Annotated in this window: 18 protein-coding genes; 12 read left to right on the top strand and 6 right to left on the bottom strand. The window is 72.1% G+C overall.

The annotated features are described in order from the left end of the window. The first annotated feature begins 139 nt into the window (after positions 1 to 139). A complete protein-coding gene (locus CLT71_RS12440) occupies positions 140 to 1,540 on the top strand; it encodes an NAD(P)-binding domain-containing protein (protein WP_101367240.1) in 1,401 nt (466 codons plus the stop codon). Beyond that, positions 1,537 to 2,343, top strand: a complete 807-nt coding sequence (locus CLT71_RS12435; RefSeq protein WP_101367239.1) for an alpha/beta fold hydrolase — start codon at positions 1,537 to 1,539, stop codon at positions 2,341 to 2,343. Before CLT71_RS12440 ends, CLT71_RS12435 begins: the two co-directional genes overlap by 4 nt. Positions 2,344 to 2,444: 101 nt before the next feature. Here CLT71_RS12435 and CLT71_RS12430 read toward each other — a convergent pair whose 3' ends face one another. Next, positions 2,445 to 3,857, bottom strand: a complete 1,413-nt coding sequence (locus CLT71_RS12430) for a trehalose-6-phosphate synthase (protein ID WP_101367238.1) — start codon at positions 3,855 to 3,857, stop codon at positions 2,445 to 2,447. A gap of 163 nt (positions 3,858 to 4,020) precedes the next feature. Next, entirely contained in the window at positions 4,021 to 4,878 is an 858-nt protein-coding gene (locus tag CLT71_RS12425; protein ID WP_101367237.1) for a DUF308 domain-containing protein, read from the bottom strand. 252 nt (positions 4,879 to 5,130) lie between these two features. On the opposite strand from CLT71_RS12425, the gene CLT71_RS12420 reads away from it, so the two are divergent. Further along, on the top strand, positions 5,131 to 5,850 hold the full coding sequence (locus tag CLT71_RS12420) for a lysophospholipid acyltransferase family protein (RefSeq protein ID WP_101367236.1): 720 nt from the start codon (positions 5,131 to 5,133) through the stop codon (positions 5,848 to 5,850). Between the two features lie 106 nt (positions 5,851 to 5,956). Here the strand turns inward: CLT71_RS12420 and CLT71_RS12415 are convergent, their stop codons facing one another. Continuing rightward, positions 5,957 to 9,511 carry an adenylate/guanylate cyclase domain-containing protein gene (locus CLT71_RS12415; RefSeq protein WP_101367235.1) on the bottom strand — a complete coding sequence of 1,185 codons (3,555 nt, stop codon included), beginning with the start codon at positions 9,509 to 9,511 and terminating at the stop codon, positions 5,957 to 5,959. A 306-nt stretch (positions 9,512 to 9,817) separates the two neighbouring features. On the opposite strand from CLT71_RS12415, the gene CLT71_RS12410 reads away from it, so the two are divergent. Next, positions 9,818 to 9,946 carry a hypothetical protein gene (locus CLT71_RS12410; RefSeq protein ID WP_486483227.1) on the top strand — a complete coding sequence of 43 codons (129 nt, stop codon included), beginning with the start codon at positions 9,818 to 9,820 and terminating at the stop codon, positions 9,944 to 9,946. Positions 9,947 to 10,186: 240 nt separating this feature from the next. On the opposite strand, the gene CLT71_RS12405 is transcribed toward CLT71_RS12410, so the two are convergent. Continuing rightward, a complete protein-coding gene (locus tag CLT71_RS12405) occupies positions 10,187 to 10,879 on the bottom strand; it encodes a Crp/Fnr family transcriptional regulator (RefSeq protein WP_101367233.1) in 693 nt (230 codons plus the stop codon). Between the two features lie 492 nt (positions 10,880 to 11,371). Between CLT71_RS12405 and CLT71_RS12400 the strand changes: the two genes are divergently transcribed. The 5 genes from CLT71_RS12400 to CLT71_RS12385 all read left to right on the top strand — a co-directional run bounded on the left by CLT71_RS12400 (position 11,372) and on the right by CLT71_RS12385 (position 14,550). Continuing rightward, complete coding sequence (locus tag CLT71_RS12400; protein WP_101371389.1) at positions 11,372 to 11,881, top strand: polyadenylate-specific 3'-exoribonuclease AS; 510 nt, start codon at positions 11,372 to 11,374, stop codon at positions 11,879 to 11,881. A gap of 221 nt (positions 11,882 to 12,102) precedes the next feature. Beyond that, the gene (locus CLT71_RS12395) at positions 12,103 to 13,131 is read left to right on the top strand and encodes a 6-phosphofructokinase (RefSeq protein WP_101367232.1); all 1,029 of its coding nucleotides are present in this window, start codon (positions 12,103 to 12,105) and stop codon (positions 13,129 to 13,131) included. A gap of 9 nt (positions 13,132 to 13,140) precedes the next feature. After that, positions 13,141 to 13,311 (top strand): hypothetical protein, encoded by a 171-nt coding sequence (locus CLT71_RS36955; protein ID WP_158242218.1) that lies wholly within the window; start codon positions 13,141 to 13,143, stop codon positions 13,309 to 13,311. A gap of 23 nt (positions 13,312 to 13,334) precedes the next feature. After that, entirely contained in the window at positions 13,335 to 14,153 is an 819-nt protein-coding gene (proC, locus tag CLT71_RS12390) for a pyrroline-5-carboxylate reductase (RefSeq protein WP_101367231.1), read from the top strand. Between the two features lie 46 nt (positions 14,154 to 14,199). Then, on the top strand, positions 14,200 to 14,550 hold the full coding sequence (locus CLT71_RS12385; protein WP_101371388.1) for a DUF2203 domain-containing protein: 351 nt from the start codon (positions 14,200 to 14,202) through the stop codon (positions 14,548 to 14,550). A gap of 15 nt (positions 14,551 to 14,565) precedes the next feature. On the opposite strand, the gene CLT71_RS12380 is transcribed toward CLT71_RS12385, so the two are convergent. After that, positions 14,566 to 15,462, bottom strand: coding sequence for a hypothetical protein (locus CLT71_RS12380; RefSeq protein WP_143743447.1), 897 nt, complete (start codon positions 15,460 to 15,462; stop codon positions 14,566 to 14,568). A gap of 30 nt (positions 15,463 to 15,492) precedes the next feature. Further along, the gene (locus CLT71_RS12375; protein WP_143743446.1) at positions 15,493 to 19,308 is read right to left on the bottom strand and encodes a S8 family serine peptidase; all 3,816 of its coding nucleotides are present in this window, start codon (positions 19,306 to 19,308) and stop codon (positions 15,493 to 15,495) included. A gap of 120 nt (positions 19,309 to 19,428) precedes the next feature. Here CLT71_RS12375 and CLT71_RS12370 point away from each other — a divergent pair, with 120 nt between their 5' ends. The 3 genes from CLT71_RS12370 to CLT71_RS12355 all read left to right on the top strand — a co-directional run bounded on the left by CLT71_RS12370 (position 19,429) and on the right by CLT71_RS12355 (position 24,890). Then, positions 19,429 to 20,397 carry a helix-turn-helix domain-containing protein gene (locus CLT71_RS12370; RefSeq protein WP_101367228.1) on the top strand — a complete coding sequence of 323 codons (969 nt, stop codon included), beginning with the start codon at positions 19,429 to 19,431 and terminating at the stop codon, positions 20,395 to 20,397. A 196-nt stretch (positions 20,398 to 20,593) separates the two neighbouring features. Beyond that, a complete protein-coding gene (locus CLT71_RS12360) occupies positions 20,594 to 24,412 on the top strand; it encodes a hypothetical protein (protein ID WP_158242217.1) in 3,819 nt (1,272 codons plus the stop codon). 4 nt (positions 24,413 to 24,416) lie between these two features. Continuing rightward, a complete protein-coding gene (locus CLT71_RS12355; RefSeq protein WP_101367226.1) occupies positions 24,417 to 24,890 on the top strand; it encodes a hypothetical protein in 474 nt (157 codons plus the stop codon). Positions 24,891 to 24,906 lie beyond the last annotated feature (16 nt).

Here is a 24,906-nt window from a genome sequence, read left to right as displayed (position 1 = left end):
AAAGAGTCACACCGCTCGACATCGGATCAAGCGGCGCTTGCTCCGGATGTGGCGCGCGTTGGGCTGGACAAGGGCGACGACAGCCGAGAGGATTCCCCCGCACGTCGGCACTCGTTGCCGGACAAAAGGAGATTCTTCGGTGTCCACCTTCAGCGACCAGGAGAGCAACGAGCCGGGCGCGACCCTCTGGCGGGACGGAAGACCGGTCTACGACCGGGCCGGCACCGTCTGCGTGATCGGCGCCGGGGTCAGCGGCCTCACCGCGATCAAGAACCTGAAGGAGTACGGCTTCGGCGTCGACTGCTACGAACGGGAGACCGGTGTCGGCGGGGCCTGGAACTGGCGGCACGACCGCAGCCCGGTCTATGCCAGCACCCACCTCATCTCGTCCCGCCCGCTCACCGAATACCCCGACTTCCCGATGCCGGACAGTTGGCCGGACTACCCGCACCACAGCCAGCTACTGTCCTATCTGGAGCATTACGCCGACCACTTCGACCTGCGGCCGCACATCTGGTTCGGCACCGAGGTGGTCCGGGTCGAGCCGGCCGAGGGCGACCGGTGGGACGTCACCACCCGCAGCACCGGTGGCTACGGCGCCGAGCGCACCTCCCGGTACGCGGCCGTGGTCGTCGCCAACGGGCACAACTGGGCGCCGAAGATGCCGGCGTACGAGGGGCTGGACGAGTTCCGGGGCAAGGTGATCCACGCGTCGGCGTACAAGGACGCGACCCAGATCCGCGGCAAGCGGGTACTCGTGGTCGGGGCCGGCAACACCGGCTGCGACATCGCGGTCGAGGCCGGAGCGCAGGCGGCCAAGTGCTGGCACTCCACCCGGCGCGGCTACTGGTACGCCCCGAAGTACGCCTTCGGCCGCCCCGCAGACCAGGTCAACGACTCGCTGGCGCCGTACCGGCTGCCGCTGCGGCTGCGGCAGTGGCTCTTCCACCGGGTGCTGAAGCTGACAGTGGGTGACCTGACCCGGTTCGGGCTGCCCCGCCCCGACCACCGGGTCTTCGAGACCCATCCGATCGTCAACAGCCACCTCGTCTACCAGCTCGGGCACGGCTCGATCACCCCGGTGCCGGACGTCGGCCGGTTCCGCCGCAACAGCGTGACCCTGGTCGACGGGCAGGAGATCGAGCCGGACCTGGTGGTCTTCGCCACCGGTTACCTGCCGCGCTTCGAGTTCCTCGCGCCGGAACTGCTCGGCACCGACGCGTCGGGCCGGCCGGCCCTCTATCTCAACGCCTTCCCGCGCCAGCATCCGACACTTGCCGTGGCCGGCCTGCTCCAGCCGGACTCCGGCCTGCTGCCGCTGGTGCACTGGCAGGCAGTGCTGATCGCCCGCTGGCTCCGGCTGCGCGAGGCGGCGCCGGACCGGGCCCGCTCCTTCGCCGCCCGGGTCGACGCCGAGGCCGGCAACCGGACGCACTCCGCCAGGATGAAGGAGAGCACCCGGCACTGGTTCGAGATTGGACACATCGACTACCTGCGCGTGTTGCAGCGCACCCTGGACGAGCTGGAGGTGCCGGCGTGAAGACCCGGGTCGTACGGGTGGGGGAGTGGACCCGTCCGGTGCCGGCGGTGTTCCGGGAGGTACGCGCCGCCACGCCGGAGGCGCCGGAGGGCAAGCCGCCGCTGCTCTTCGTACCCGGATTCGGGCACGGGGCGTGGGCGTTCGCCGAGCACTGGCTCGAACACGCGGCGTCGCGAGCCTTTCCGGCACACGCGGTCAGCCTGCGCGGGCACGGTGGCAGCGGGCCGGCGCCGAAGGCGACGCTGCGGGCGTACGCGCACGACGTGGTCCAGGTGGCCACCAGCCTGGACCGGCGGGCGGTGCTTGTCGGGCACGGTGCCGGCGCGCTCGTGGTGGCACACGCGCTGGCCCGCTATCCGGCCCGGGCCGGCGTGCTGGTCGCGCCGGTCTTCGGCGGCTGGGGGACGCTCGGCACCGCGCTGCTGCGCAACCCCGCCGGTACCCTGCCGGCGGTCTTCGGTGGCCGGCTGAGGCTGCACCACCGCCAGCTGTTCAGCCGGGAGCTGCCGGACGCGGCGGCCCGGGAGTACACCGCCCGGCTCGGCCGGGCCTCCGCGCGGGCACAGTGGCAGCTGCTCCGGCAGCGGCCGGTCGAGCCGGCGGTGGGAAACCCGCCGATGCTTGTGGTCGGCAGCCCGGACGACCGGGTGGTGCCGCCGTCGGCGCTGACCCGGACCGCCGCCCGGTACGGCGTCGCCCCGCTGCTCTTTCCCGGCATGGGGCACGACATGATGCTGGACGCCCGGTGGCGGGAGCCGATCGACGCGATCCTCGACTGGCTCGACAAGGATCTGGTCGGATAACCCCCACTGTCCCCGGTGGACCGCCCCGGGCGGAGCGGCCCCGGGCGGGTCGCCGGCTACCACCGGTCGCCCACCCGGAGCTCGCCCCGGTGGTGCTGCGCTCAGGTGGTGAGCCGCTGGGCCAGGCTGCCGCTCTGGTCCAGCGCGGTCAGGTATGACCGGGCCCACGCCTGGATGTCGTTGACCCGCAGCTGTGCGCGCATCGCGGTCATCCTGGCCGTCAGGTCGGCCGGGATGGCCTGGAGCGCGTGCATCAGGGTCAGTTTGAGTCCCTCCAGGTCGTGCGGGTTGACCAGGAACGCCTCCGGAAACTCGGCCGCGGCACCGGCGAACTCGCTGAGCAGCAGCGCCCCGCCGTTGTCGACCCGGGCCGCGACGTACTCCTTGGCGACGAGGTTCATCCCGTCCCGCAGCGGGGTCACCGCCATGATGTCGGCGGCCCGGTAGAGCGCGGCGAGTTCCGCCCGGTCGAACGGCTGGGTGAGGTAGTGGATCGCCGGCTCGCCGACCCGGCCGAACTCGCCGTTGATCCGGCCGACCTCGCGCTCGACCCGGTCGCGGAGGATCTGGTACTGCTCGACCCGCTCCCGGCTCGGCACCGCCACCTGCACCATCACCGTGTCCCGCACCTTGACGTGCCCGGTGGCGAGCAGTTCGCTGTAGGCCTTCAACCGTTGCTCGATGCCCTTGGTGTAGTCCATCCGGTCGACGCTGAGCAGCACGTGCTGGGGGTCGCCGAGGTCCCGGCGGATCCGGGCGGCCCGGGTGACCACGTCCGGGCGGCCGGCCAGCGCCTCCATCTCGGCCATGTCGATCGAGACCGGGAACGCGCCGATCCGCACCACCCGGTCGTCGACGGCGATCCGCCGATCGGTGGCGGCCAGCCCGAGCACCTTCGTCGCGAGCTGGGCGAAGTTGTGCGCCGCCTGCGGGCGCTGGAAGCCGACCAGGTCGGCGCCGAGCATCCCGAGCAGCAGCTCGGAACGGCGGGGGAGCTGCATGAACAGCTCCGGCGGCGGGAACGGCACGTGCATGAAGAAGCCGATCCGCAGGTCGGGGCGGATCGCCCGGAGCAGGCTGGGCACGAGTTGCAGGTGGTAGTCCTGCACCCAGACCACGGCACCGGGTTCGGCCGCCTCCGCGGCGGCCTCGGCGAACCGCTGGTTGACCCGCTGATACGCCTCCCACCAGCGCCGGTGGTAGACCGGCTGCTCCACCGCGTCGTGGTAGAGCGGCCAGAGGGTCGAGTTCGCGAAGCCCTCGTAGTGGTCGCGTACGTCGTTGCCGGCCAGTGGGACGGTGTGCATTCGTACCCGGTCGATGTCGGCGAGCATCGGGGCGGGACCGGTCCCGCCGGCCCAGCCCACCCAGGTCGCCGGGGTGTGTTGGAGTAGGGGGTGTAGGGCGCTGACCAGCCCGCCGGGGCTGCGGCGCCATTCACAGGCGCCGTCCGGCGCCACACTGTCGTCGACGGGCAGCCGGTTGGCCACCACCACGAGGGAACTCTGTCGCAATCGGGCACCTCGTTCCGGGCGAGGCGACCACCGCGAATAGGAGCGATCGGGGCAGTCGTGAGGGGAAGGTAACTTACAGCAGTATTCCTACTGACGCGAAATTACGCGAGTGTTACGCCTTGCCTCCACCCGGTGATGAATCTCGCGATCTGGACGCGAGGGGTCAGACCACCGCCCCGTCGTCCGGATCGTCGTCCTCCTCGTTGCCCGGTCGCAGCCGCCAGACCAGCGTGACGAAACCGCCGAGGATGCCGGCGAAGCCGAGCAGGGTGACCAGGCCCCGATCGATCGGCAGCAGGTGCGGGAAGAGGAAGAGCACGAAGCCGGTGACGATGGCGAGCACCCCGACGACGGCGTACTTCGACAGCCGGGGCAGCGGCGGTGGTGGCGGCGGGACGTAGCGTTCCTCCGCCTCGTCCGGCAGGTCGGCGCCGAAGGTGTCCAGCCCGTCGAGCAGCGACGGCTCGTCGGTCCGGCCGCCCACCGAGATCCCGGAGAACTCGGTGGCCGACGGGAGCCGGCGTACGCCCTGGTCGGGCGGCCCGGACAACTCGGATCCCGGGCGGGCGGTCGTGGTGCCGGTGGCCCGTTCCGGCGGCTCGCCGAGCGCGACGTCCTCGGCGGCGGGCCAGGAGCGGGAGTCCGCCGCGACCTCGGTGTGGTAGCCGGCGACGATCCGGGCCCACTCCGCCTCGACGTCCGGGTCCGGGTCGGGATCGGGGCGGGGCGCCGGGGCATGGCCCGGCGGCTCCTCGTCGGCGAGCTGGGTCAGGTAGTCCTTGGCGGTGGCCAGGAAGCTGCGGTCGACATAGAGCCGGTCCACCGGCCGGGACGGCACGGTGGTGGTCCGGGTCACCGGATTGAGGTCGGCCGAGGGTTGCAGGTAGGCGGCGATGCCCCCCGCCGCCAGCACGTCGAGCAGGTGCTCGCCCAGCCGCGGGTCCACGTCGCCGGCGACGGCGTACTCCGTCGCCTCCAGCCCGTTGTCCCGCCGTCCCCGGCGGGCGCCACCCGCTGACACCCCGACACCCTCCCTACCGGCCTGCGGCGCCCGGCCGTGTTGCCGACCGCCGGCTGCCCCACCGCCGTGCAATGAATCGTGACACGGCGGGCACGGGTTGCGGGAGTGCGTTGTGGCGCGGCGTACCCGCTTCGTAGGCTTCTTGCCGACAGTTCCCGCCCGCGGCCGTCGACGTCCGGCACGACACGTACCCGTGTTCGTGCCCGGTCGGCGGTCGACGTGGGACGCGCGGGACCCTCGGGAAGGACAACGGTGCTGTACGGGCTGATGAAGTACGTCATCCTCGGGCCCTGGCTGAAGTTGATCTTCCGGCCACAGGTCGAGGGGAGGGAGAACGTGCCCGACTCCGGCCCGGCGATCATCGCCAGCAACCACCTGTCGTTCTCCGACTCGATCTTCATGCCCCTGATGGTCAAGCGAAAAGTGACCTTCGTGGCGAAGGCCGAATACTTCACCGGCAAGGGGCTCAAGGGCGCTCTGGTACGGATGTTCTTCGTGGGCACCGGCACGATCCCGGTCGACCGCTCCGGTGGCCGGGCCGCGCAGGCCGCGCTGGACACCCAACTGAAGGTGCTGCGGGCCGGCAACCTCGCCGGGATCTACCCCGAGGGCACCCGCTCGCCGGACGGGCGCCTCTATCGGGGCAAGACCGGGGTGGCCCGGCTCGCCCTGGAGAGCGGCGCACCGGTCGTTCCGGTGGTGATGCTGAACGCCGACGAGATCCAACCGCCAGGAAAGCTGCTGCCGAAGATCAAGCGAGTCAAGATCAGGTTTGGTCGACCGCTGGACTTCTCCCGGTACGCCGGCATGTCCGGGGACCGATTCGTCGAGCGGGCGATCACCGACGAGATCATGTACGAGCTGATGGAGCTCTCCGGCCGGGAGTACGTCGACATCTACGCCCAGAAGATCAAGAACCAGCAGCTGAAGGCGGCGGCCGGCAAGCTGAACGCCGACTCGCTCGCCGCCTGAGCCTGCACAGGCTCGCCGGTCGCCTGAGGCTGCACAGTCTTGCCGGCCGCCTGGACCTGCACAGGCTTGCTTGGCCGCCTGGACCCGCTGCCGCCGTCGGGTGGGCTCAGGAGGCGAGCATCGGGGTGCTGGTGCCCGGGGCCGGTGGCGCCTGGCCGAGCCGGAGCAGCCCGGGCACCCGGTTGCGCAGCGCGAAGGTGCGTACCTCGGCCAGCGCCACCTCGGCGGCGGAGTCGTCGCCGGCCAGCACCAGCTCACCGGCGGCGAGCGCCAGCCCGAGCATCCGGTCGGTGACGTCCGGGATCTGGCCGTAGCTCTCCGCTGCCGCGAGGTAGAGCTGCCCGGCCCGGACATGGTCGCCGTCCGCGCCGGCCAGCGCCGCCGTCACGGTACGCACCGCCGCCTCCACCCAGAGCGTGGAGTGGGTGACCGCGTCCAGCATGCCCCGGAGGCAGACCGCCGAGTCCCGGCCGGTGAGCGCGGCGGCGTACGAGGCGGCCGGGATCCACTCCCCGCTGGCCAGGGCCGGCACCTTGGCCCACGACTCGGCCAGCTCGTCGAGCAGCTCCGCCGCCTCGCCGGTACGCCCCTGTAGGGCCCGACACAGCGCGCCCAGGCCCAGCATGTTCCAGTGCAGCCGGTGGAAGCCGCTGCGCCGGGCGGTCTCCAGGGCGTCCGTCACGTCGTCCGGGGCGGCCGCACCGGGGCGGTCGGCGGCCGTCCCGCCCGGCACCGGCTCGGCACGCAACACCCGGAGGTACGCCCGCATGCCCCGGACCTGCATGTCCCAGCGGCCGGCCTGGGTGTCCACGAAACCGTCGGCGACGGTCAGCAGCCGCCCGATGTCACCCTCGTAGTACGCCCGCACCGCCTCCGCCGAGCCACCTGTGGAGAGCGCCTCGGCCTGGGCCAGTGCCGGGCAGGACGCCACCAGTTCGTCGGCGCGGATCCAGTCGCCCTCCTCCCGCATCACGTGCGAGAGGTTGCGCACCACCCGGGGCAGCGCGACGAGCTGGGAGTCCTGGCAGAACCGCAGGATCGTGTGCAGCTCGTCCAGCCCGGCCCGGTCGCCGGACTGGTAGCGGGCGGTTGCCACGGTGATCCGGGCGTCGGTCTGGGTCTCCACCAGGCCGAGCCGTTCGGCGATGTCGGCCGCCGCGCCGGCCGCCGCCACCGCCGGGTCGCGTTCGTAGTTGAGCATGTGCAGCCGGCCCAGCTCGGCGTAGGCGTCCGCCTTCTGGGCGGTGTCCGGCAGTGCGTCGAACAGCTCGACGGCATGGTCCAGACAGGACAGTGCCTCGGCCCGGTCGGCCCGCAGCCAGGCAGCCTTGCCGAGCAGCGTCCAGGCCCGGGCCGCGCCGCCCGGCTCGTCGTACGCGGAGAGCCGGTCGGCCAGGGCGTGCAGTTGGTCGGTACCGCCACCGGCCAGGAAGGCGGTGCCGTCGCGGAAGTACGAGATCTCGGTGAGCAGCAGCTCCAGTTGCAGCCGGCCGACCGGATCGCTGTCGTCGGCCAGCCCGAGCGCCCGCCCAGCGTGCTTGGCCGCGGCGTCCAGCGCGTGCAGCGAGTACGCCCGCCGGGCAGCCCGGTGCAGCGCCTCCCGGGCCGGCGGCGCGTACCGTTCGGTGTCCACCCCGAGGGTGTGCGCGATTTCGTGCGCCGCCCAGCGGTGGTGGGCCAGCACCTCGGCCAGGTCGGTGTCCCGGCCCCGGGACATCCCGTCCAGCCAGTCCGCCGTCCGGTCGTGCCGGGCGACCCGCTCGGTCCGGGGCAGCCGCTGGTAGCAGACGTCCCGGACCAGCACGTGCCGGAACCGGAACTCCGGCTGGCCGGCCATCGTGGACGTCGCCTGCTCGTGCACGAAGTCCCGCTGCTCCAGCCGGCGCAGCGCCCGCTCCACCGACTCGACCGGCTGGCCGAGCGCCGCCGCGACCGCCCCCGGCCAGAACTGCATGCCCACCACCGAGGCGGCCAGCAGCACCATCCGGTCCGGACCGTCCAGCAGGTCCACCCGGTTGGCGATGACCGAGTGCACGCTGTCCGGCATCGCCAGGTCCTGCTGCTTCTCCAGCGACCAACCCCGGCCGGACTGGCGCAGCGCGCCCTGCTCGATGAGCATCCGGACGTACTCGTGGGCGTAGAGCGGGTTGCCGTCGGCCACCTCGACCAGTGGGCTGAGCATGTCGGTGGAGAAGGCCGCCTGGCCGAAGATGTGCCCGTAGAGCGAGGCGATTCCGGTGTCCCGCAACGGCGGCAGGGTCACCGTCATCGAGCCGGTGATGGTGCCGGCCCAGCTCGGCTCGCGGTTCACCAGTTCGGGGCGGGCGGTGCAGAGCAGCAGCAGCGGCACGTTCTGCGCGTACGCCCCGAGCAGCTCGACGAAGTTCAGCATCTTCTCGTCGGCCCAGTGCAGGTCCTCGAAGACGAGTACGGTCGGCTGGCGGGCGGCGAGCGCGACCAGGAAGCGCCGCCACGCCGACTCGGACTCCTCGGCCGGCAGGGTCGGCCCCGGCAGCCCGACCACCGGGCGCAGTGCGTCCATCAGCCGGTCCGCCGCACCCGGCCCGACCAGTTCCACAAGTGCCGACTCCAGTCGGCGGGTGGCGGTCGGCGCCGGATCGGTGTCCAGGATCCCGGCCTCGGCCTTGACGATGTCGGCCAGCGCGGCGAACGTGACGTTCTCGCCGAACGGCGGGCAGCGGCCGACCCGCCAGGTCACCGGCTCGTCGGTCAGCCGCTCGGTGTGCCGGAACAGTTCCCGGACCAGCCGGCTCTTGCCGATGCCGGCGTGGCCGAGCACCGTCACCATCTGCGGCAACCGGTCCCGCATCGACCGGTGCAGCGCGTTGACCAGCAACCCCAGCTCGTGTTCCCGGTCGATCAGCGGGGTGGTGTCCGGCTCGCGGTCCGGCGGCTGCCGGTCCACCGGGGCGAGCGCCAGCCACACCTCGGTCGGCGAGGAACGGCCGCGCAGGGTCACCGGCGCCTGTTCGTCGTAGCGGATCGCGTCCCGGGTCAGCGCGTACGTGGTGCCGCAGACGAGTACCCCGCCGGGCGGGGCCACCGACTGCATCCGGGACGCCGTGTTCACCACGTCACCGGCCACGATGGCCTGTCCGCCGTCCCGGGCGGCGGCCACGTCGACGAGTGCCTCGCCGGTCGCCACCCCCACCCGGAAGCGCAGGTGGTCCGAGCCGGTGGGGGTGAACCGGGTCAGCACCCGTTGCAACTCCAGACCCGCGCGTACGCAGCGCAGCGGGTCGGTCTCGGTCGCCACCGGCGCGCCGAACAACGCCATCACGGCGTCGCCGATGTACTTCTCCACCACCCCGCCGTACTGGCCGATGACCCGGCGGGCAGCCGAGAAGAAGGCGGTCTGCATGCCCCGGACGAGTTCCGGGTCGGCCCGCTCGACGTACGGGGTGAAGTCGATGAGGTCGACGAAGAGTACGCTGACCCGCCGCCGGTCCTCCTGGGGCAGCACGGCCGGGCGACCGGGCTGGGTGGGCCTTGGCTTGCCGCAGGCCGTGCAGAACGCGGCATCCGCGGCCAGTGGCTGGTCGCAGTGTGGGCAGGCCGGAGTCAGCTCGGTGCCGCAGCCGCCGCAGTAGCGGTCGCCAGCGGCGCCGATCCGGCCGCATCTGGTGCAGGTAGCGGAGATGCCGTCCTCCTACAGCCTCGAAGGGACGTGCCGTCCACCGGGATGGCCCCGCCCGACCGTGACCGGTGGCTCCGGCGAGCCGCCGGCGCTGGTGTGGGCGAGGTGCGCCACCGCCGAGTATCAGCGCCCGGCCCGGGTGTCGGGAACCAGGCTGTTAGCTAGCGGACAGTCCCACCCATAGTGATCCAAGATACAGTCATTGGCGCCTACCAATCGACGAGTTATCAGGGGAGATGGGCGATGGTGTACGTCCGACTGGAAAAGGAATGGACCGATGGCGATGGAAACGGTCACTCCTCAGGGGACATGATCGACGTGGACGCCGCCACCCTGGCGAAGCTCCAGGCCGCCGGGATCGTCGGCGGGGAGACACCTGACCGGCAGGCGACCCGTGGTGGCGGACGGGACACCACCAACTGGCCGGGAGCGACCTGATCGCCACCGCCCAGCAGTCCGATCGGGCGTTCCGGAAACCGTCGTGGGTGTTCCGGAACGCCCGTGGCCGTTTTCCGGTCGGAACACCGCACTGCACCATGCCGTCGACCGGAGGCGTCCGAAGGCCGACCATGGCCACCGGACACTGTTGACGGTCGTCCCACGGCCGCCACTACGCGGTGACGGCGGTGTACCGCTCGGGTTGCTCGCTGGTCGCGATCCGGTCGGTCGGCGTACGGGTCAGCGCTCGGCCATGCCGGCACGGCGACGCAGTGCCGCCACGTCGGTCACGACGATCCGCCGGCCCTCGGTACGCAGCCAACCCCGGCTGGCGAACGACCCGATGGCCTGGTTGACGCTCTGCCGCGAACCGCCGGCCATCTCGGCCAGCTGGCTCTGGTTCAGCTCGATGGTGATCATCGGAGCCTGGCTCTCGCCGGCCAGTCGGACCAGCGTCTTGGCGACCCGCCCCGGCAGGTCGAGGAAGACGTGATCGGCGTTCTGCTCGGTCAACCGGCGGATCAGCCCGCCGAGCGACCGCATCACCGCGTCGAGGATGCGCGGGTTGGAGTGCACCAGTTCCATGAACGCACCACGGGACAGCGCAAGCGCGGTGCAGTCCTCGATGGCCTCGGCGGACGCGGACCGGGTGGAGGCGTCCAGCAGGGACACCTCGCCGAGCACGTCCGGCGGACGGATGACGTTGAGCACCGCGCGCTCGCCGGTCGGGGCGGTGCGGAACACCGCGACCGCGCCCCGGCGCAGCACGATCAGGGACTCGCCGGGATCGTTCTCGACGAAGAGCAGTTGCCCCTTCCGGTAGGTGCGCGGCACCGCCGCGGCGATCACCCGCTGACGCACCTCTGGCTCAAGGCCGGCGAACATGTCGACGCCGGTGAGGGCGTCGCCCGGCTCAGGCAGGCGAACCTCCACGGCTCAACCCCTCCCCGGTAAATAACCCAGTTTTGCTCTCGGGCGACCCGCAACCGACCGAAGAGCAAGGTGAAACTGATACCGGTAGGGTCCGGTAGCGGTACACATCAGATCATGACGGTCGTGTCGCTTGCTGTACACCCCTGAAATCACTTCTGTGACAGTTCTGCGGCTGACCAGGGAGCATTCTGACATCAGATCCGCCACTGGGTGGGGACCGTACGGGGGCGTGGCGGATTCGTGGGGGCGCGGGGAGCCGCGACCGGCCGGAGGGCGAGCCAGGTCCCTGGCCGGCCGCGGCGGACCCGGGGTACGACCGGCGTGGGGGCGCCGGCCGGACCGGCAGGGATGGGCGTGGTGATCCGGCGGTACTTCGCCGGTCACCACGCCGACCGCGTCGAGTCGTACCCCGAGCGGGCAGTCCGGCGCCGAATGGTGGAATTTCCACCCCCGATTCCCGTACGACGGGATGGATGGGCGAGGATGGCGGCGATGGTCTACCGCTATTTCTACGACTGCGAGTTCATCGAGGACGGCCGGCTCGTCGACCTCGTCTCAATCGGTGTCGTCGACGAGTACGGCCGCGAGTTCTACGCGGTCTCCACCGAGTTCGACGACTCCCGCGCGGTGCCGTGGGTACGCCGGCACGTGCTCGACAAGCTGCCCTCGCCCGGTGACGCGGCGTGGCGCTCCCGGGAGCGGATCCGGGACGATCTCTACGAGTTCCTGATCGAGCCGGTACGGGATCGGCCGGGGGAGAAGCTGGAACTCTGGGCCTGGTACGCGGCGTACGACCACGTGGCGCTCGCCCAGCTCTGGGGAGCCATGCCGGCGCTGCCCCGGGAGATTCCCCGGTTCACCAAGGAGCTGCGCCAGCGCTGGGAGGACCGGGGCAGTCCGCCGCTGCCGAACGCCGCCGCCGACCGGCACGACGCCCTGGTCGACGCCCGGCACAACCTGGCCCGCTGGCAGGCGATGCACGCCCGGCCGGAGCGGTCCTGATCACGGCTCGTGATCGTTTCGGCTCGTACCGCCCGCCGGCTGCCCCGATGACCGGTTCGGCCCCCGGACGGTGTCCGGGGCGCGGTGGTCCGGCCCCGCGCGGGCGACTACAGTGCGCAATGACGGCCCGCCCCGGGCCGGCAACGACGCCGACGGTCTCACCCGACTTTCACCCTGGGGCTTGACGGGCTCATTCGAGGCTCCTGGAGGAGAAGCAGATCATGCGTATCGGCGTGCTCACCGGTGGTGGTGACTGCCCGGGTCTGAACGCGGTGATCCGAGCGGTGGTGCGTAAGGGCGTCGCCAGCTACGACCACGAATTCGTCGGGTTCCGGGACGGCTGGCGCGGCCCGCTGGAGGGGATGACCAAGCCGCTCGGCATCGCGGAGGTGCGGGGCATCCTGCCGCGCGGTGGCACCATCCTCGGCTCCTCCCGGACCAACCCGTTCAAGATCGAGGGCGGGGTCGAGCAGATCAAGACCAACCTCGCGGAGCAGGGCGTGGACGCCCTGGTGGCGATCGGCGGCGAGGACACCCTCGGCGTCGCCACCAAGTTGCACGAGCTTGGCGTGCAGGTCGTCGGCGTGCCGAAGACGATCGACAACGACCTGGGGGCGACCGACTACACCTTCGGGTTCGACACCGCGGTCAACATCGCGATGGAGGCGATCGACCGGCTGCACACCACCGCCGAGAGCCACCACCGCACCCTGGTGGTCGAGGTGATGGGCCGGCACGCCGGCTGGATCGCCCTGCACGCCGGCCTGGCCGGTGGGGCGAACGTGATCCTGCTGCCCGAGCGGCAGTTCGACGTCGACCAGGTCGCGACCTACGTCGAGAAGCGCTTCCAGAAGCAGTACGCCCCGATCGTGGTGGTCGCCGAGGGCGCCCAGCCGCTGGACGGCCAGATGCGGCTGCAGAACCAGGAGCTGGACGCCTTCGGGCACGTCCGGCTGGGCGGCATCGGGCAGTGGCTCGCCGAGCAGTTGGAGGCGAAGACCGGCAAGGAGGCCCGTACGGTCGTACTCGGGCACATCCAGCGCGGCGGCACCCCGACCGCGTTCGACCGGGTGCTCGCCACCCGGCTCGGCCTGTCGGCGATCGACGCGGTGCACGAGGGCGACTGGGGCAAGATGGTCGCCATGCAGGGCACCGACATCGTCCGGGTGCCGCTGGCCGAGGCGACCCGCGAGCTGAAGACGGTGCCGCTGGAGCGCTACACCGAGGCCGAGGTCTTCTTCGGCAGCTGACGACCAGAGGTGGCGGTGGCCCGCCGCAGCCGGCTCCGAGCGGTCAGCCTCGACCACTCCGCCGGGCACGACCGGGCCACCCCGCCCCGGGGCCGCCAGGGCGCGCCGGGCGGCGGCTGGGTTCGCCGGGCGTGGCGGCTGGGCGCGACGGTCGGCGGCCACCGGCCCGCGACGGCTTGACGGCTTCCACCGAAGGAGGAGCGATGGCGCCGGGAGCGCACACCGTTGCCGTGATCGGCACCGGCAAGATCGGTGAACTGATGCTCTCCGGGTTGCTCCGGGCGGGCTGGCCGGTGGACCGGCTGCTGGCCACCACCCGGCGGCAGGGGCGCGCCGAGGAGATCGCCACCCGGTACGGCGTACGGGTGGTGGACAACCTGGTGGCGGTGGCCGAGGCGGACGTCCTCGCGGTGTCGGTCAAGCCGCAGGACGCCGACGCGCTGCTCGACGAGATCGGCCCGAAAGTTCCGGCCGACAAGCTGGTGATTTCGCTCTGCGCCGGGCTGCCGACGAACTTCTTCGCCCGACGGCTCTCCGAGGGCACCCCGGTGATCCGGGTGATGACCAACACACCGGCCCTGGTCGACCAGGCGATGACCGCCATCTCCCCGGGGGTGCACGCCACGGCCGGGCACCTGGAACTCGCCGAGGAGATGTTCCGGCCGCTGGGTGCGACGATCCGGGTGCCGGAGTCGCAGCAGGACGCGGTGACCGCGCTCTCCGGCTCGGGCCCGGCCTACTTCTATCTGCTGGTCGAGGCGATGGTCGACGCCGGCATCCTGCTCGGGCTGCCCCGCCAGGTGGCGCACGAGCTGATCGTGCAGACCGCCATCGGTTCGGCGGTGATGCTGCGGGACTCCGGCGAGCACCCGGTGAAGCTGCGCGAGGCGGTGACCTCGCCGGCCGGTACCACCATCTCGGCGATCCGTGAGCTGGAGAACCACGGCGTACGCGCGGCGCTGCTGGCCGCCCTGGAGGCGGCCCGGGACCGGGCGCGGGAGATCGCCGCGCAGAACGACTGAGCCGGCGTCCGGTCCGATCGGGGTTGGAGTGGCCCATACTGTGCCGGTGTTCACCCTTGCCCAGGCACGTCACCTGATCGTGACGCTGCGCCCCCGGATCGACGAGTTGATCGTGCTCCGCGCCGACCTGACCGAGCTGCGGGCCGACCTGACCGACCGGGGAACGAGCCCGCTCGGCGGACTGGCGGAGGTCAAGAGCCTGGAGGCGCGGCTCTTCGGCATCCTGGAGGAGCTGACCGGGCACGACATCCAGGTCAAGGGCTTCGCCCCGGTACTGCTCGACTTCCCCGGCGAGCGGGCCGGCCGGCCGGTGCTCTGGTGCTGGCTGGAGGGGGACAGCGACCTGCGCTGGTACCACCGGGTGGAGTGCGGCTTCTCCGGCCGGCGCCCGGTCTGACCCCGGTCGCGCCGGTCACCGGGTCGGCCGGGTCAGCCGCTCGGCGAGGCGACGGCGGAGCAGTGTCGAGCCCAGTTCGTAGCCGACCAACGCGTAGCCGAGCGCACCGGCCAGGGCCGCGGCGGCGGCGAGTTCGGGGTACCCGGCAGGCAGGCCGTCACTGCCACCCGGGGACGCGCCCAGGGCACCCCAGCCGATGGCGACGTGTCCACTGATCGGCGGCAACGCCAGCACCAGCCCGATGAGCACGACCGGCGGGCGCGGCCCGGAGAGGGTGACCGCGCCACCGACCAGCACCGACACCAGCCCCCAGAGCACGAGTACGGCCGACAGCCTCGACCAGGTGCCGACCACCGCGCCCAGCCCCACCCCGACGGCGGCGAGCAGTGGAAACATCGCGAGCCCGACGGCGATGGTCAGGCGTACCCCGGAATCGGCCAACAGGTCGGGGTCGAAGGAGAGGCCGGCCGCCTCGACCCGGTCCCGGCTCGGCGGCGTTCCCCAACCGGTGGCGGCCAGCGGGATGCTCACCGCCGCGTTGAGCAGGGCCAGCAGCAGGCCCGCCCCGGCGGCCACGGCCAGCTTGCCGGGAAGTACCAGTCGGGGGTCGGGCGCCGGAACCGGACCTGCGAGTCGGGCCGGCGCGTAGTCGGCCAGCACCAGGGCGGCACCGAGCAGCAGGGCCAGCAGGTGCCCGAACAGGAACCCGGAGGTGGCGGTGTGCACGCCGTCGACGTGGTATTTGAGCAGGAGCTGGCTGTCGCCCTGCGGATCGTAGTTGACCCAGAAGTCGTGGTAGCCCGCGTTGAGCGGCATCAGCAGCGCGGCGGCGGCGACCAGCAGCACCGGCCCGCACCACAGCACGGGGCTGCGTGCCAGAATCCGGCACTCCCGGCCGACAGCCGATCGCATCGACTGAGCATCCCAGGCGTACGCCTGGGGTCAACCCGTCACCCGCCAGGCGCGGGAGATGGTCTGCTCGATCCGGTTGCCGTCCCGGTCGACCGCGCTGACCCGGACGGTGGCGAACTCCGCCCCGGCCGGGGCGGCCGGCAGGCTCGCCACCACCTCCCGGTCGCCCCGGACGCGCACCTCCCGCCAACTCGCCCCGTCGTCGTAGGAGACCGCGACCCGCACCGTGAACCGGCCCGGTCCCTTCGCCCCGGGCTGGTAGCCGGGGTGCAGCACCAGCCGGTACGGCCGGTCGGCCCGGACGCTGTTGCTCAGGTCGGTCTCGACGTCGTAGCCGAGCTGCGGCAACGGCAGCACCACCGGCTGGGCGCCGCGCGGTCGTCCCGAGCGGAACGTCCAGGTCGTCGAGGTGGCGGTGGAGGTGGTCCACCACTGATGCTCCGGGAACGAGTTCCGGGTGAGGTCGAGCCGGAGCTGGTAGCGCCCGGTGTCACCCGGCACGGTGAACTGGGCGGACGAGGCGCTGCTGCGGCCCAGCACCCTGCCGTCCCGGCTCAGGGTCAACTCGCTGCGGTCGGACTGCCCGTCGACCCAGCCGTACGCGGTGGCCGCGCCGTCGGAGTACTGCGGCACCGCGACCCGGATCGCGTCGTACGCCCGGTTCACCGGCAGCCCGTACGCGTGGTCCGGGAGGACCGTGGCCGGTACTGCGGGCCGGGTCAGCGCCGGGAACCACACCTGGCGCTCCCGCTCCCCGGCCCGGTACGCCCGCAGCGGCCCCCACATCTGCCCCTGCGGGTTGCCGACCTGGTACGCCTGGAGGATCGCGCTGCTCCGCCACGCGACGCCCCTGGTGTTGACGTGGTCGGTACGCCGGTGTGCGGCGGTGACGCCCCGGCTGAAGCCGAACCCGGTCGAGACCCCGTCCGGGTAACCGGCCCGGGTCTCCCTGGCCAGCATCTCGGGCGCGTGCTGGTGGAACTCCGACTCCACAGTGGCCAGTGCGAGGTCACCGGCCCGGTAGTGCAGATCCTCCGGCACCCGTCCCCGCTCCGGCAGCAGCAGGTCGTAGCGGTACGGCGACCGGGCGACGGCTTCCAACTCGACCGTCGCCGGCCCGGCCGCCAACCGTTCCCGGAGCCGCTGCGCCACCATCGCGTCCACCCGGTACGCCGGCACCGGCGAGCCGCCTCCGACCATCTCGTGGTAACCCGAGGTCGGCCCGGCCAGCAGGACCGCCCGGGCGCCGGCCGCACCCGCCGCCCGCAACTGTGCGGCACCGGGAGCCTCCAAGCTGCTCTTGTCGAGCCGGACCAGCACCACCGCGTCCCGGGCGCCGGCCCGGGCCAGCTCGGCCGGGGTACCGTCGCCGCCGTCGACCAGCCGGGCGCTGCTGCGCCCGTCCAGCAGTGGTGCGCCGCCGACCGGCCGGGTATCCGGCACCGGGAAGCCGTCCGGGCCGGTCACCGTGGCGGTCAGCGCCGGTGCGGCCAGGTCCCACCGGCTGAAGAACTGGAAGGTGCCGGTGGAGACCGGCCGGGTCGGTGCCGCGTACACCCGGCGGATGGCCTCCAGGTTGAACGACTCACCGGAGAGCACCGAGGCCGCCGGGGTGCCGCGTTGCCAGACCAGGGCTGCCTGGGCCGTGGTGGTCCGGTCCGGGGTGTCGATGCGGATCTCCCGGCCGTCACGGGCGTCCTGGCGCAGCGTCCGGTCCGCCTCGACGAGCAACTCCGGCTCGGCGAGCAGCGTTGCGTCCTTCGGGAACCCGGATTCCGCCATGGTGAGGACCCAGGTCGCCACGGCGTAGCGGCCGGCCGGCAACTCGACGGTGGCGGGTCGCCCGCCGTCGAAGTGCGCCCAGTGCTGCTCACCGGTGTCCAGGTTGAACAGTTCGGACCGGCTGAGGAAGTCGCTGGGGGCCCGGCCGTCCCGGTCCACCGCCTGGATCGTCAGGCGGCGGGTCGGCGGGACGACGCTGAACCCGATCGGGGTACGCAGTTCGGTGCCGCCGCCCCGGACGGTCAGCACTCCGGCGTACTGGTTCGGGGCGGTGCGGCTCGGGTCGAGCCGGACGAGCGCGCTGGCCCGCCCGCCGGCCGGTACGGTCAGCCGGGCCGGCGAGACGCGCAGATCCGCCCGCCGCTGGTCGGCACCGAGGTCGCGAGCCTCTGCCGCCAGGGTGAGGGTCACCGGCCGACGACCGGGGTTCGTGAAGTCGACTGTGGCGCTGCGGGCCGGCGTACCCGCTGGGAGTCGGCCCAGGGCGAGCGCCGCGGTGTCGACGGTGACCGGCTGGTCCAGCGCCTTCGCCACGTCGACCCGGCCGGCGCCCTGGGCCCAGACCGGGGTGTCCCGGGTCTCGGCGGCGCTGCTGACCAGGGCCGCCTTGAGCTGGTCGGCCCGCCAGTCCGGGTGGCGCTGGGCGAGCAGCGCCGCCGCGCCGGCGACGTGCGGGGCGGCCATCGAGGTGCCGGACATCGAGGTGTGGCCGGCGTCGACCACCTCGCCGAGGCTGGTGCCGGCGGCGCGGGCCGCGACGATGCCGACACCGGGGGCGGTGATCTCCGGCTTGACCGCGCCGTCGCCGAGTCGCGGGCCCCGGCTGGAGAAGTCGGCGATCCGGTCCTGTCCGTCGACGGCCCCGACCGTCAACGCCCGGTCCGCGGTGCCCGGGGTGTTGACCGTCTGCCGGCCGGGTCCGGCGTTGCCGGCGCTGACCACGAAGAGCGCGCCGGAGCTGGCGGAGAGCGCGTCGAGCGCCTCGGTGACCGGGTCCGGTCCCTCGCCGGCCGGGCCGCCGAGGCTGAGGTTGACCACCCGGGCGCCCTGGCGTACCGCCCACTCCATGCCGGCGATGACCCAGGAGAGTTCTCCGGACCCGTGGTCGTCGAGCACCTTGCCGATCAGCAGTCGGGCACCGGGCGCGACTCCCTTACCGCCCGGCCCGGTGCCGCCGGGCCGCCGGTCGCCGCTGCCGGCACCGGCGATGGTGGCGGCGACGTGGGTGCCGTGTCCGACCCGGTCGGTGGTGTCGGGGGTACCGGTGAAGCTGGCCGCCGCGCTGACCCGTCCGACCAGGTCGGGATGGTTCGGGTCGTAGCCGCTGTCCAGGACGGCGACCTGCACGCCCCGCCCGTCGTACCCGGACCGCCAGGCTCGGGGCGCACCGATCTGCGGCACGCTCTCGGCCAGGTCGGCCCGGATCCGCCGGTCCAGCCACAGCTTGCCGAACCCGTCAGCCAGCGCACCGGGTGCGGTCGGGCCGGCCTTGGACCGGTGGCCGGCCCGGGCCCGGTCGGTGACGGCCGACCAGAAGTCGCCGGCCCGGGACTTCTCCGCGCCCACCGCGATCGCCCCGATGCTGGGCAGTTCGCGGTGCCGGGTGGCGCCGGTCGGGGTCGCCGGTGCGCTGGCCCGCACTCCGGGTGCGGCGGGCGCGCCGGTGAGCAGCAGCGGCAGGCTGGACCGGGCCGCGTCGGAGTAGCCCTCGGCCACCAGGTCGGTGACGTTGAACAGGGCCGGGTCGACCCGGCCGGCGGCGACCAGCGGAAGCGCCTCGTACGGCGTGACGTGCAGGTCACCGTCGCGCTCGGAGAGATGGAAGCCGAGCCCGCTGCGGCTCTCCTGGTCGTCGACCTCGGCGAACTGCCGGCCGTCCGCGAAGGTGTGCAGCCGGACGACGTCCCCGGTGACGAGCGTGACGGTGTGCACAGCGGACGGTCCGGTGTGGACCGTTGGCGTGACTGCGCCATCGTGCGGCGCGGCGGCGGCCGGCGGGGCCACGGCGGCCAGGAGGGCGACGGTGACCGCGAGCGCGACTACCGTACGTGCTGGCTTGACCACGAGAGCTCCCTTGACGTGCTGCTGGATCATCGGGCAGCGTCACACTTCGTCACCATGCCGGTAAAGGATCTACAGCGAGCGCAACTGCGCCATGACCTAGATGCGCCAGGAGGTTCGGTCGTGCTGAAGTTCGCCGGGCTGACCTCGGTGGAGGAGTCGGCCTACCTGGCGCTGATCCGGCACGGCGGTGCCCGGCTGGTCGATCTCGCGGACCGGCTCGGGTTGTCGGAGGCGCGGGTACGTCGGGCGGTCGGCGTACTCGAACGGGAGGGCTTCGTGCACCGCACCCCGCCGCCCGCCGAACGGGTCGTACCGGTACCGCCCGATCTCGCCGTCGAGCAACTGATCCGGCGCCGGTACGCGGAACTCGAACTCGCCCGGGAGACGGCGCACCGGCTCGCCGCCGAGGCGCGGGGGAGGGCGAGCAACAGGCGTACCGAGGAGCTGATCGAGATCGTCTCGGGGCGGGCGGCGGTCGGTCGGGCCTTCGAGCGGGTGCAGCGCAGCGCGCGGCAGGAGATGCGGGTACTTGTGGCACCGCCGTACGCGATTCCGACCTCGGTGAACCCCACCCAGCTCGACCGGGAGGCCGCCGGGGTGACCTACCGGGCGGTGTACGACAGCAGTGCGCTTGACGACCCCGAGTTCGCGGCCAGCGTGGCCGCGCACATCCGCGCCGGCGAACTGGCCCGGCTCGCCGTCGGGCTCCCCACCAAGCTGGCGGTCGCGGACCGCACCCTGGCGCTGCTGCCGCTGGCCTGGACCGCCTCGGCGCACGACGCCGCGCTGCTGGTGCACCCGTGCGGCCTGCTGGACGCGCTGGTGGCGCTCTTCGAGACGCTCTGGACCCAGGCGACGCCGCTGTCGGCGGCCGGCCCGGAGCAGGTGCCGACGGCGCTCGGCATCTCCGCCGAGGACCGCCACCTGCTCTCGCTGCTGGTGGCGGGGCTCACCGACGAGGCGGCCGGCGCCCGGCTCGGGCTCAGCCGCCGGACCGTGGTGCGCCGGGTGCAGGTGCTGATGCAACGCACCAACTCCCGCTCCCGGCTACAGCTCGGCTGGCAGGCCCACGAGCACGGCTGGCTCTGACGCCCGAGGGCGGTCGCTACTTCGGCAGGATCCGCTCGATGGCGGCGGCGATCTCCGGCGACTCCGGTTCGACCTGGGGCGCGAACCGGGCGACCACGTGGCCGTCCGGGTCGACAAGGAACTTCTCGAAGTTCCACCGGACGTCGCCGGAGTGGCCGTCCTGGTTAGGGCGTGGTCCACCAGCGGTGGAACGAACGTGAAGAGGGCCGCCAACCTGGCGCTGCTGGGTGGCGACTATGCCATCAGCGAGTTCGTGGCGTGGGGCTACGAGATCGCCAATCGGTTGGACAATCCGGTCGCCGACACCGATGCCGAGCGCGAGCGGATCTACGGGCGTGTCGAGCAGATGATCGCGATCGGTGGGCCGACCGTCGTGGCCGAGGGCGGTCAGGCGCTGGCGTCCGGGGACCCGGCGACGATCGCCGAGTTCTACACCACCGGCTACGCCGCGGCCAACCGGGTCGACTGGGACAACCGCGAACGCGTCCGGCAGGCGATCGAGCAGCGCAACCAGACCCTGGACGCGCTCACCGCCGAGGCCACGGCTGCGGAAGCCGGTGCCCGGGCGCGGGCGGAGATCATCGCCGCCAACGTCGAGGCCCTGAGATATCTCGAGGACGCGCTGCTCGCCATGCGGCAGGCGGCGGGCGCAGCCAACGCCGCCGATCAGGTCTTCGAGCAGGATCGGGTGCACCGCCCACAGCAGCCGGGCCGGACGGCACTGCTGGAGGCGCACAAGGCTACTGCGATCACGCAGGCCAGCCGGGCCAGTCAGACGGCGTTGCAGATGAACGCCGTCATCGCCCGGGTGCAGATCGCCGCGCGGGACCTGGTCGAGTCGGGGCAGGCGCACGGACAGGACTGGGCGCAGGTCACCATCTCGGTCGGCCTGTCCGTTCAGGCGGCCGCGCATGCCGCCGGGACGGCGGGTGCGGCGGCCACGGCGACGCTCGCCGACAGCCTGGCGTTGGATGCCGACCAGAACGCCACCCTGCACGCTAACAACGCGGCGCGGTGGCTGGCCGAGACCAGATATCAGGAGCAGGTGGCCGCGGACCAGGCGGCTGTGGCCAAGGCGCAGCAGAAGATCGCCGAGGACGCGGCCAAGCGGGCCAAGGACCAGCGCGGCATCGCCGAGCAGGCGGCCACCGAGACCCGCCAGCACGCGGAGCGGGTGAAGTCGCTGCGGGCCGAGGCTGAGCGGGCGTCCGCCAACGCGATCGCCCAGGCCCAGGTCGCCGGGGCGGCGCAGCTGGAGGCGAACGACGCCATCCGGCGGGAGTCGGCGGCGATCGACCGGGTCAACCGGTCCACCGAGGAGCTCAGCGCCGCCACCTCCCGCTGCTTCGCCGCCGAGGAGGAGTACAACGCGATCTCCGCAGCGCTGCAGAAGGCCCGGGACGAGGCCATCGCAGCCGGACAGGACGCCGACGAGGCAACCCGCGACCTGCAGCTCCAGGCCAACCGCGCCAGGGATGCCTACCACGCCGCGCAGGCCTGGGCGGACCGGGCGGAGGCCGCCGCCGATGCGGCCCGTGACCAGGCAGAACAGGCCAGTGCCGCCGCCAGCCGCGCTCGGAACGCGGCGAAGGCGGCGCAGCAGAGCGCGCTGACCGCGCGGCGGGCCTCCGACCGGGCCGGTCAGGCAGCGGTGGACAGCGTGCATGCCGCCGAGAACGCCCGGGTGAACGCGGAGCGCACCCAGGCCGAGGCCACGGCCGCGGTCCGGGAGGCGGGGCACGCCATCGTCCAGGCGGACATCGCCGGCAACGCGTCCGGCAGCGCCGCCGCGCTGGCTGCGCTGACCGTCGACCGGGCCGGCACCGCGAGCTACATCGCGTCGCGGTTCGCCGCGGTCAACGCCGACGCCCGGGCCGCGCTGTTGGTCGCGGGCGAGGCGATCGTGCTCGCCCAGGAGCAGGCCGCAGCGGCTGCGGAACGGGCGGCCGAAGCCGAGGCAGCGGCAGCGCATGCCACCGCCGAGGCCACCGAGGCGGTCGGCGCCATCAAGCCGGCGTACGAGGCGGCGGCCCGCGCCATCGGCTCGGCGAACACGGCGATCGGTGCGGCGAACAAGGCGTACCAGGCAGCGGTGGTGGCCACCAACGACGCGAACGGGGCCACCACGGCCGCCCACGTCGCGACCCAGTGGGAGTCGGCGGCGTGGCGGGACGCCAGCATCGCCGATTACGCGGCGCAGCAGGCCAGTCTGGCGGCGGCCAGCGCCGGCCGGGCCTCGGCCAGCATCGACAAGGCGTACGCGTGGGCCAAGTCGGCCACCGCGAACATCCACGGTCAGGCTAAGAAGCTCTCGGACACCCTCAAGGGACTGCAGGACGAGCAGGCGAAGCAGGAGGCGATCGCCCGGGAGCAGCAGGCGTTCGAGGACAAGGTCAAGGACGGCATCCTCGCCTACCTCAAGTGCCAGGCCCGGATGGTGAACGCCTGTGAGCAGCTCTGGGACCTGGTGCAACCCGGCCTGAAGACGGCTCTGGACGCGAGCAAGAACCACATCGCGCTGCTGGCCAGGTGCTACACCGGCAACGATGCCGCCTGCGACGAAGCTCAGGCCAACGGCGACCAGGTGATCAACTTCTTCGTCCAGGTCGGTGCCGGTCTGGTCGAGGGTGCCAAGGGTTTCGTCCTGGGTCTCAAGGCGCTCGCGGACTGCGGCAGTTGGATCGTGGTCGGCCTGGACGGCGACTACTTCCGGAACAACTGCGGCAAGACCGTTGAGGGCTTCCGGCAGATGCCGGCGATGCTCCGCGACCATCCGCTCGAGCTGATCCACATCACCGAGTGGCGGGAGAATCCCGGCAAGGCGTTCGGACTGACGCTCTTCGACGTCGCCTCGTTCGCCATTCCCGGTGTCGGCGAGGTCGGCGGGGCGCTCAACAAGACGCTCGGTGAGATCAGCAACCTGCTGCGTCTCGGCCTCACCAAGATCTCCGGCGGCATCGGACGGATCGAGCGCTTCGCGGTTCGGGTCGCCGACGCACCGGGCGAGATCGGCAAGATCGCCCGGATCACCGGCATCGGTCTGCGGCTGGAGAACGGCGTCGCCAAGTTCGACGAGGCGTTCGCCCTCGTCGACAACAAGTTCTACAAGGTCGACGGCGTCACGGCCCGGCTCGACGGGACGGCAGCCGATCTCGAGGGCGCCGTCGTGCACCTCGACGGCGGGCTCCTCGCCATCGAGAACGGGATCGTCAAGATCAGGGATCTCGTGCTCAGGCCCGGGCACGACGTCGACTACCCCGACGCGCCGCCCGCCTGCGTGGTCCCGGCTGCGGCGAGGGCCGCCATGGCGGCTGCGGCGTCGTTCTGCAACGGCACCCAGCCCGATGGTAGCTGGCGGTACGAGGAGAACCGCGTCACGCTCAACCTCAGCAGGGCGGACAACGAGCTGGCGGACGCGGCGATCGACGCCGCCAAGGTCGCCGAGGCCGATCTGTCCCCGCGGATGAGGGAGCTAATCGAGTCGACCCCGGGCGCGTCCCGCGAGGGTTGGGCCTATCGACTCAAGACCCCGGACTCGCTGAAGCGCAAGCTCGCCACTGACATCCACAAGAGAGGGCGTCCGGCAGGGCAGCTACTCGCGGACCTCCGTGACAATATCCGCTATACTGCCGTGTTCGAGGCGAATCGGTATGTCGGTGGCGTGCAGGAGTTAGTCGATGCGTTGAAGCTGAAGCGGTACGAGCTGATCGAGGCGAAGAACGGGTGGGTCCCCGGGGCGATGGGCAACTACAAGGGGATCAACACGACGTGGCGAGACCCGTGGACCGGTCACTTGTTTGAGCTGCAGTTCCACACGCCGGACAGCTTCTGGGTGAACAAGGCGGAGCACCCGTTCTACGAGATCGGCCGGCTCGAGCTGTCGGAACCGGACGCACCGGAACCGTCCGCTTGGGGCATGACGAAAGAGGAAGCGAAGAAGATCTCGAAAGGGATGTGGGCGACCGTCGAGATGCCGACCGACGCTGACAAACTCGACTTTCCGCCAGGCTGGTGATCAAATGAACCACTACTTCGCCGTCGTCGACGAAGAGCACGACGTCAAGGACCCTGTCACCGTCATTCGGGTGGCCGAGCGCACCGGCGTCACCGTGCTCCACGACGACGCCGTCTGGGTGCGGACGACGTTGCTCGATCGGATCGAGGCAGGCGAAGTCGCGTACCAGCTTCGGCCGATCAGCGAGAAAGCCGCCGCCCGCATCCAGCAACGACGGGAGAGGAAAATCGCCTACCGCTACTCGATTGTCGTGAGCGCCGACGACCCGACCGATGAGCCGGTGGGTGTACTGCGTGAGTGGGATGCCTCGGACGGCAGCGGGGTGTATGGCCAGATGTACACGCGCGACGGCGAATGGGAGCACAGCAACGTACGGCAGGACATCGAGCGGGCGAGTGGACTCCGTGAACGGCTCGTGCCCTCCGACTCGGCGACCGTGCACCAGTTTATGGAATCGATGCGGAGGCGATTCGGCTGACCCGTCGCCAGGTTGA

The organism is Plantactinospora sp. CNZ320, assembly GCF_002846275.1.
This window is presented reverse-complemented; position numbering and strand designations above follow the sequence as displayed.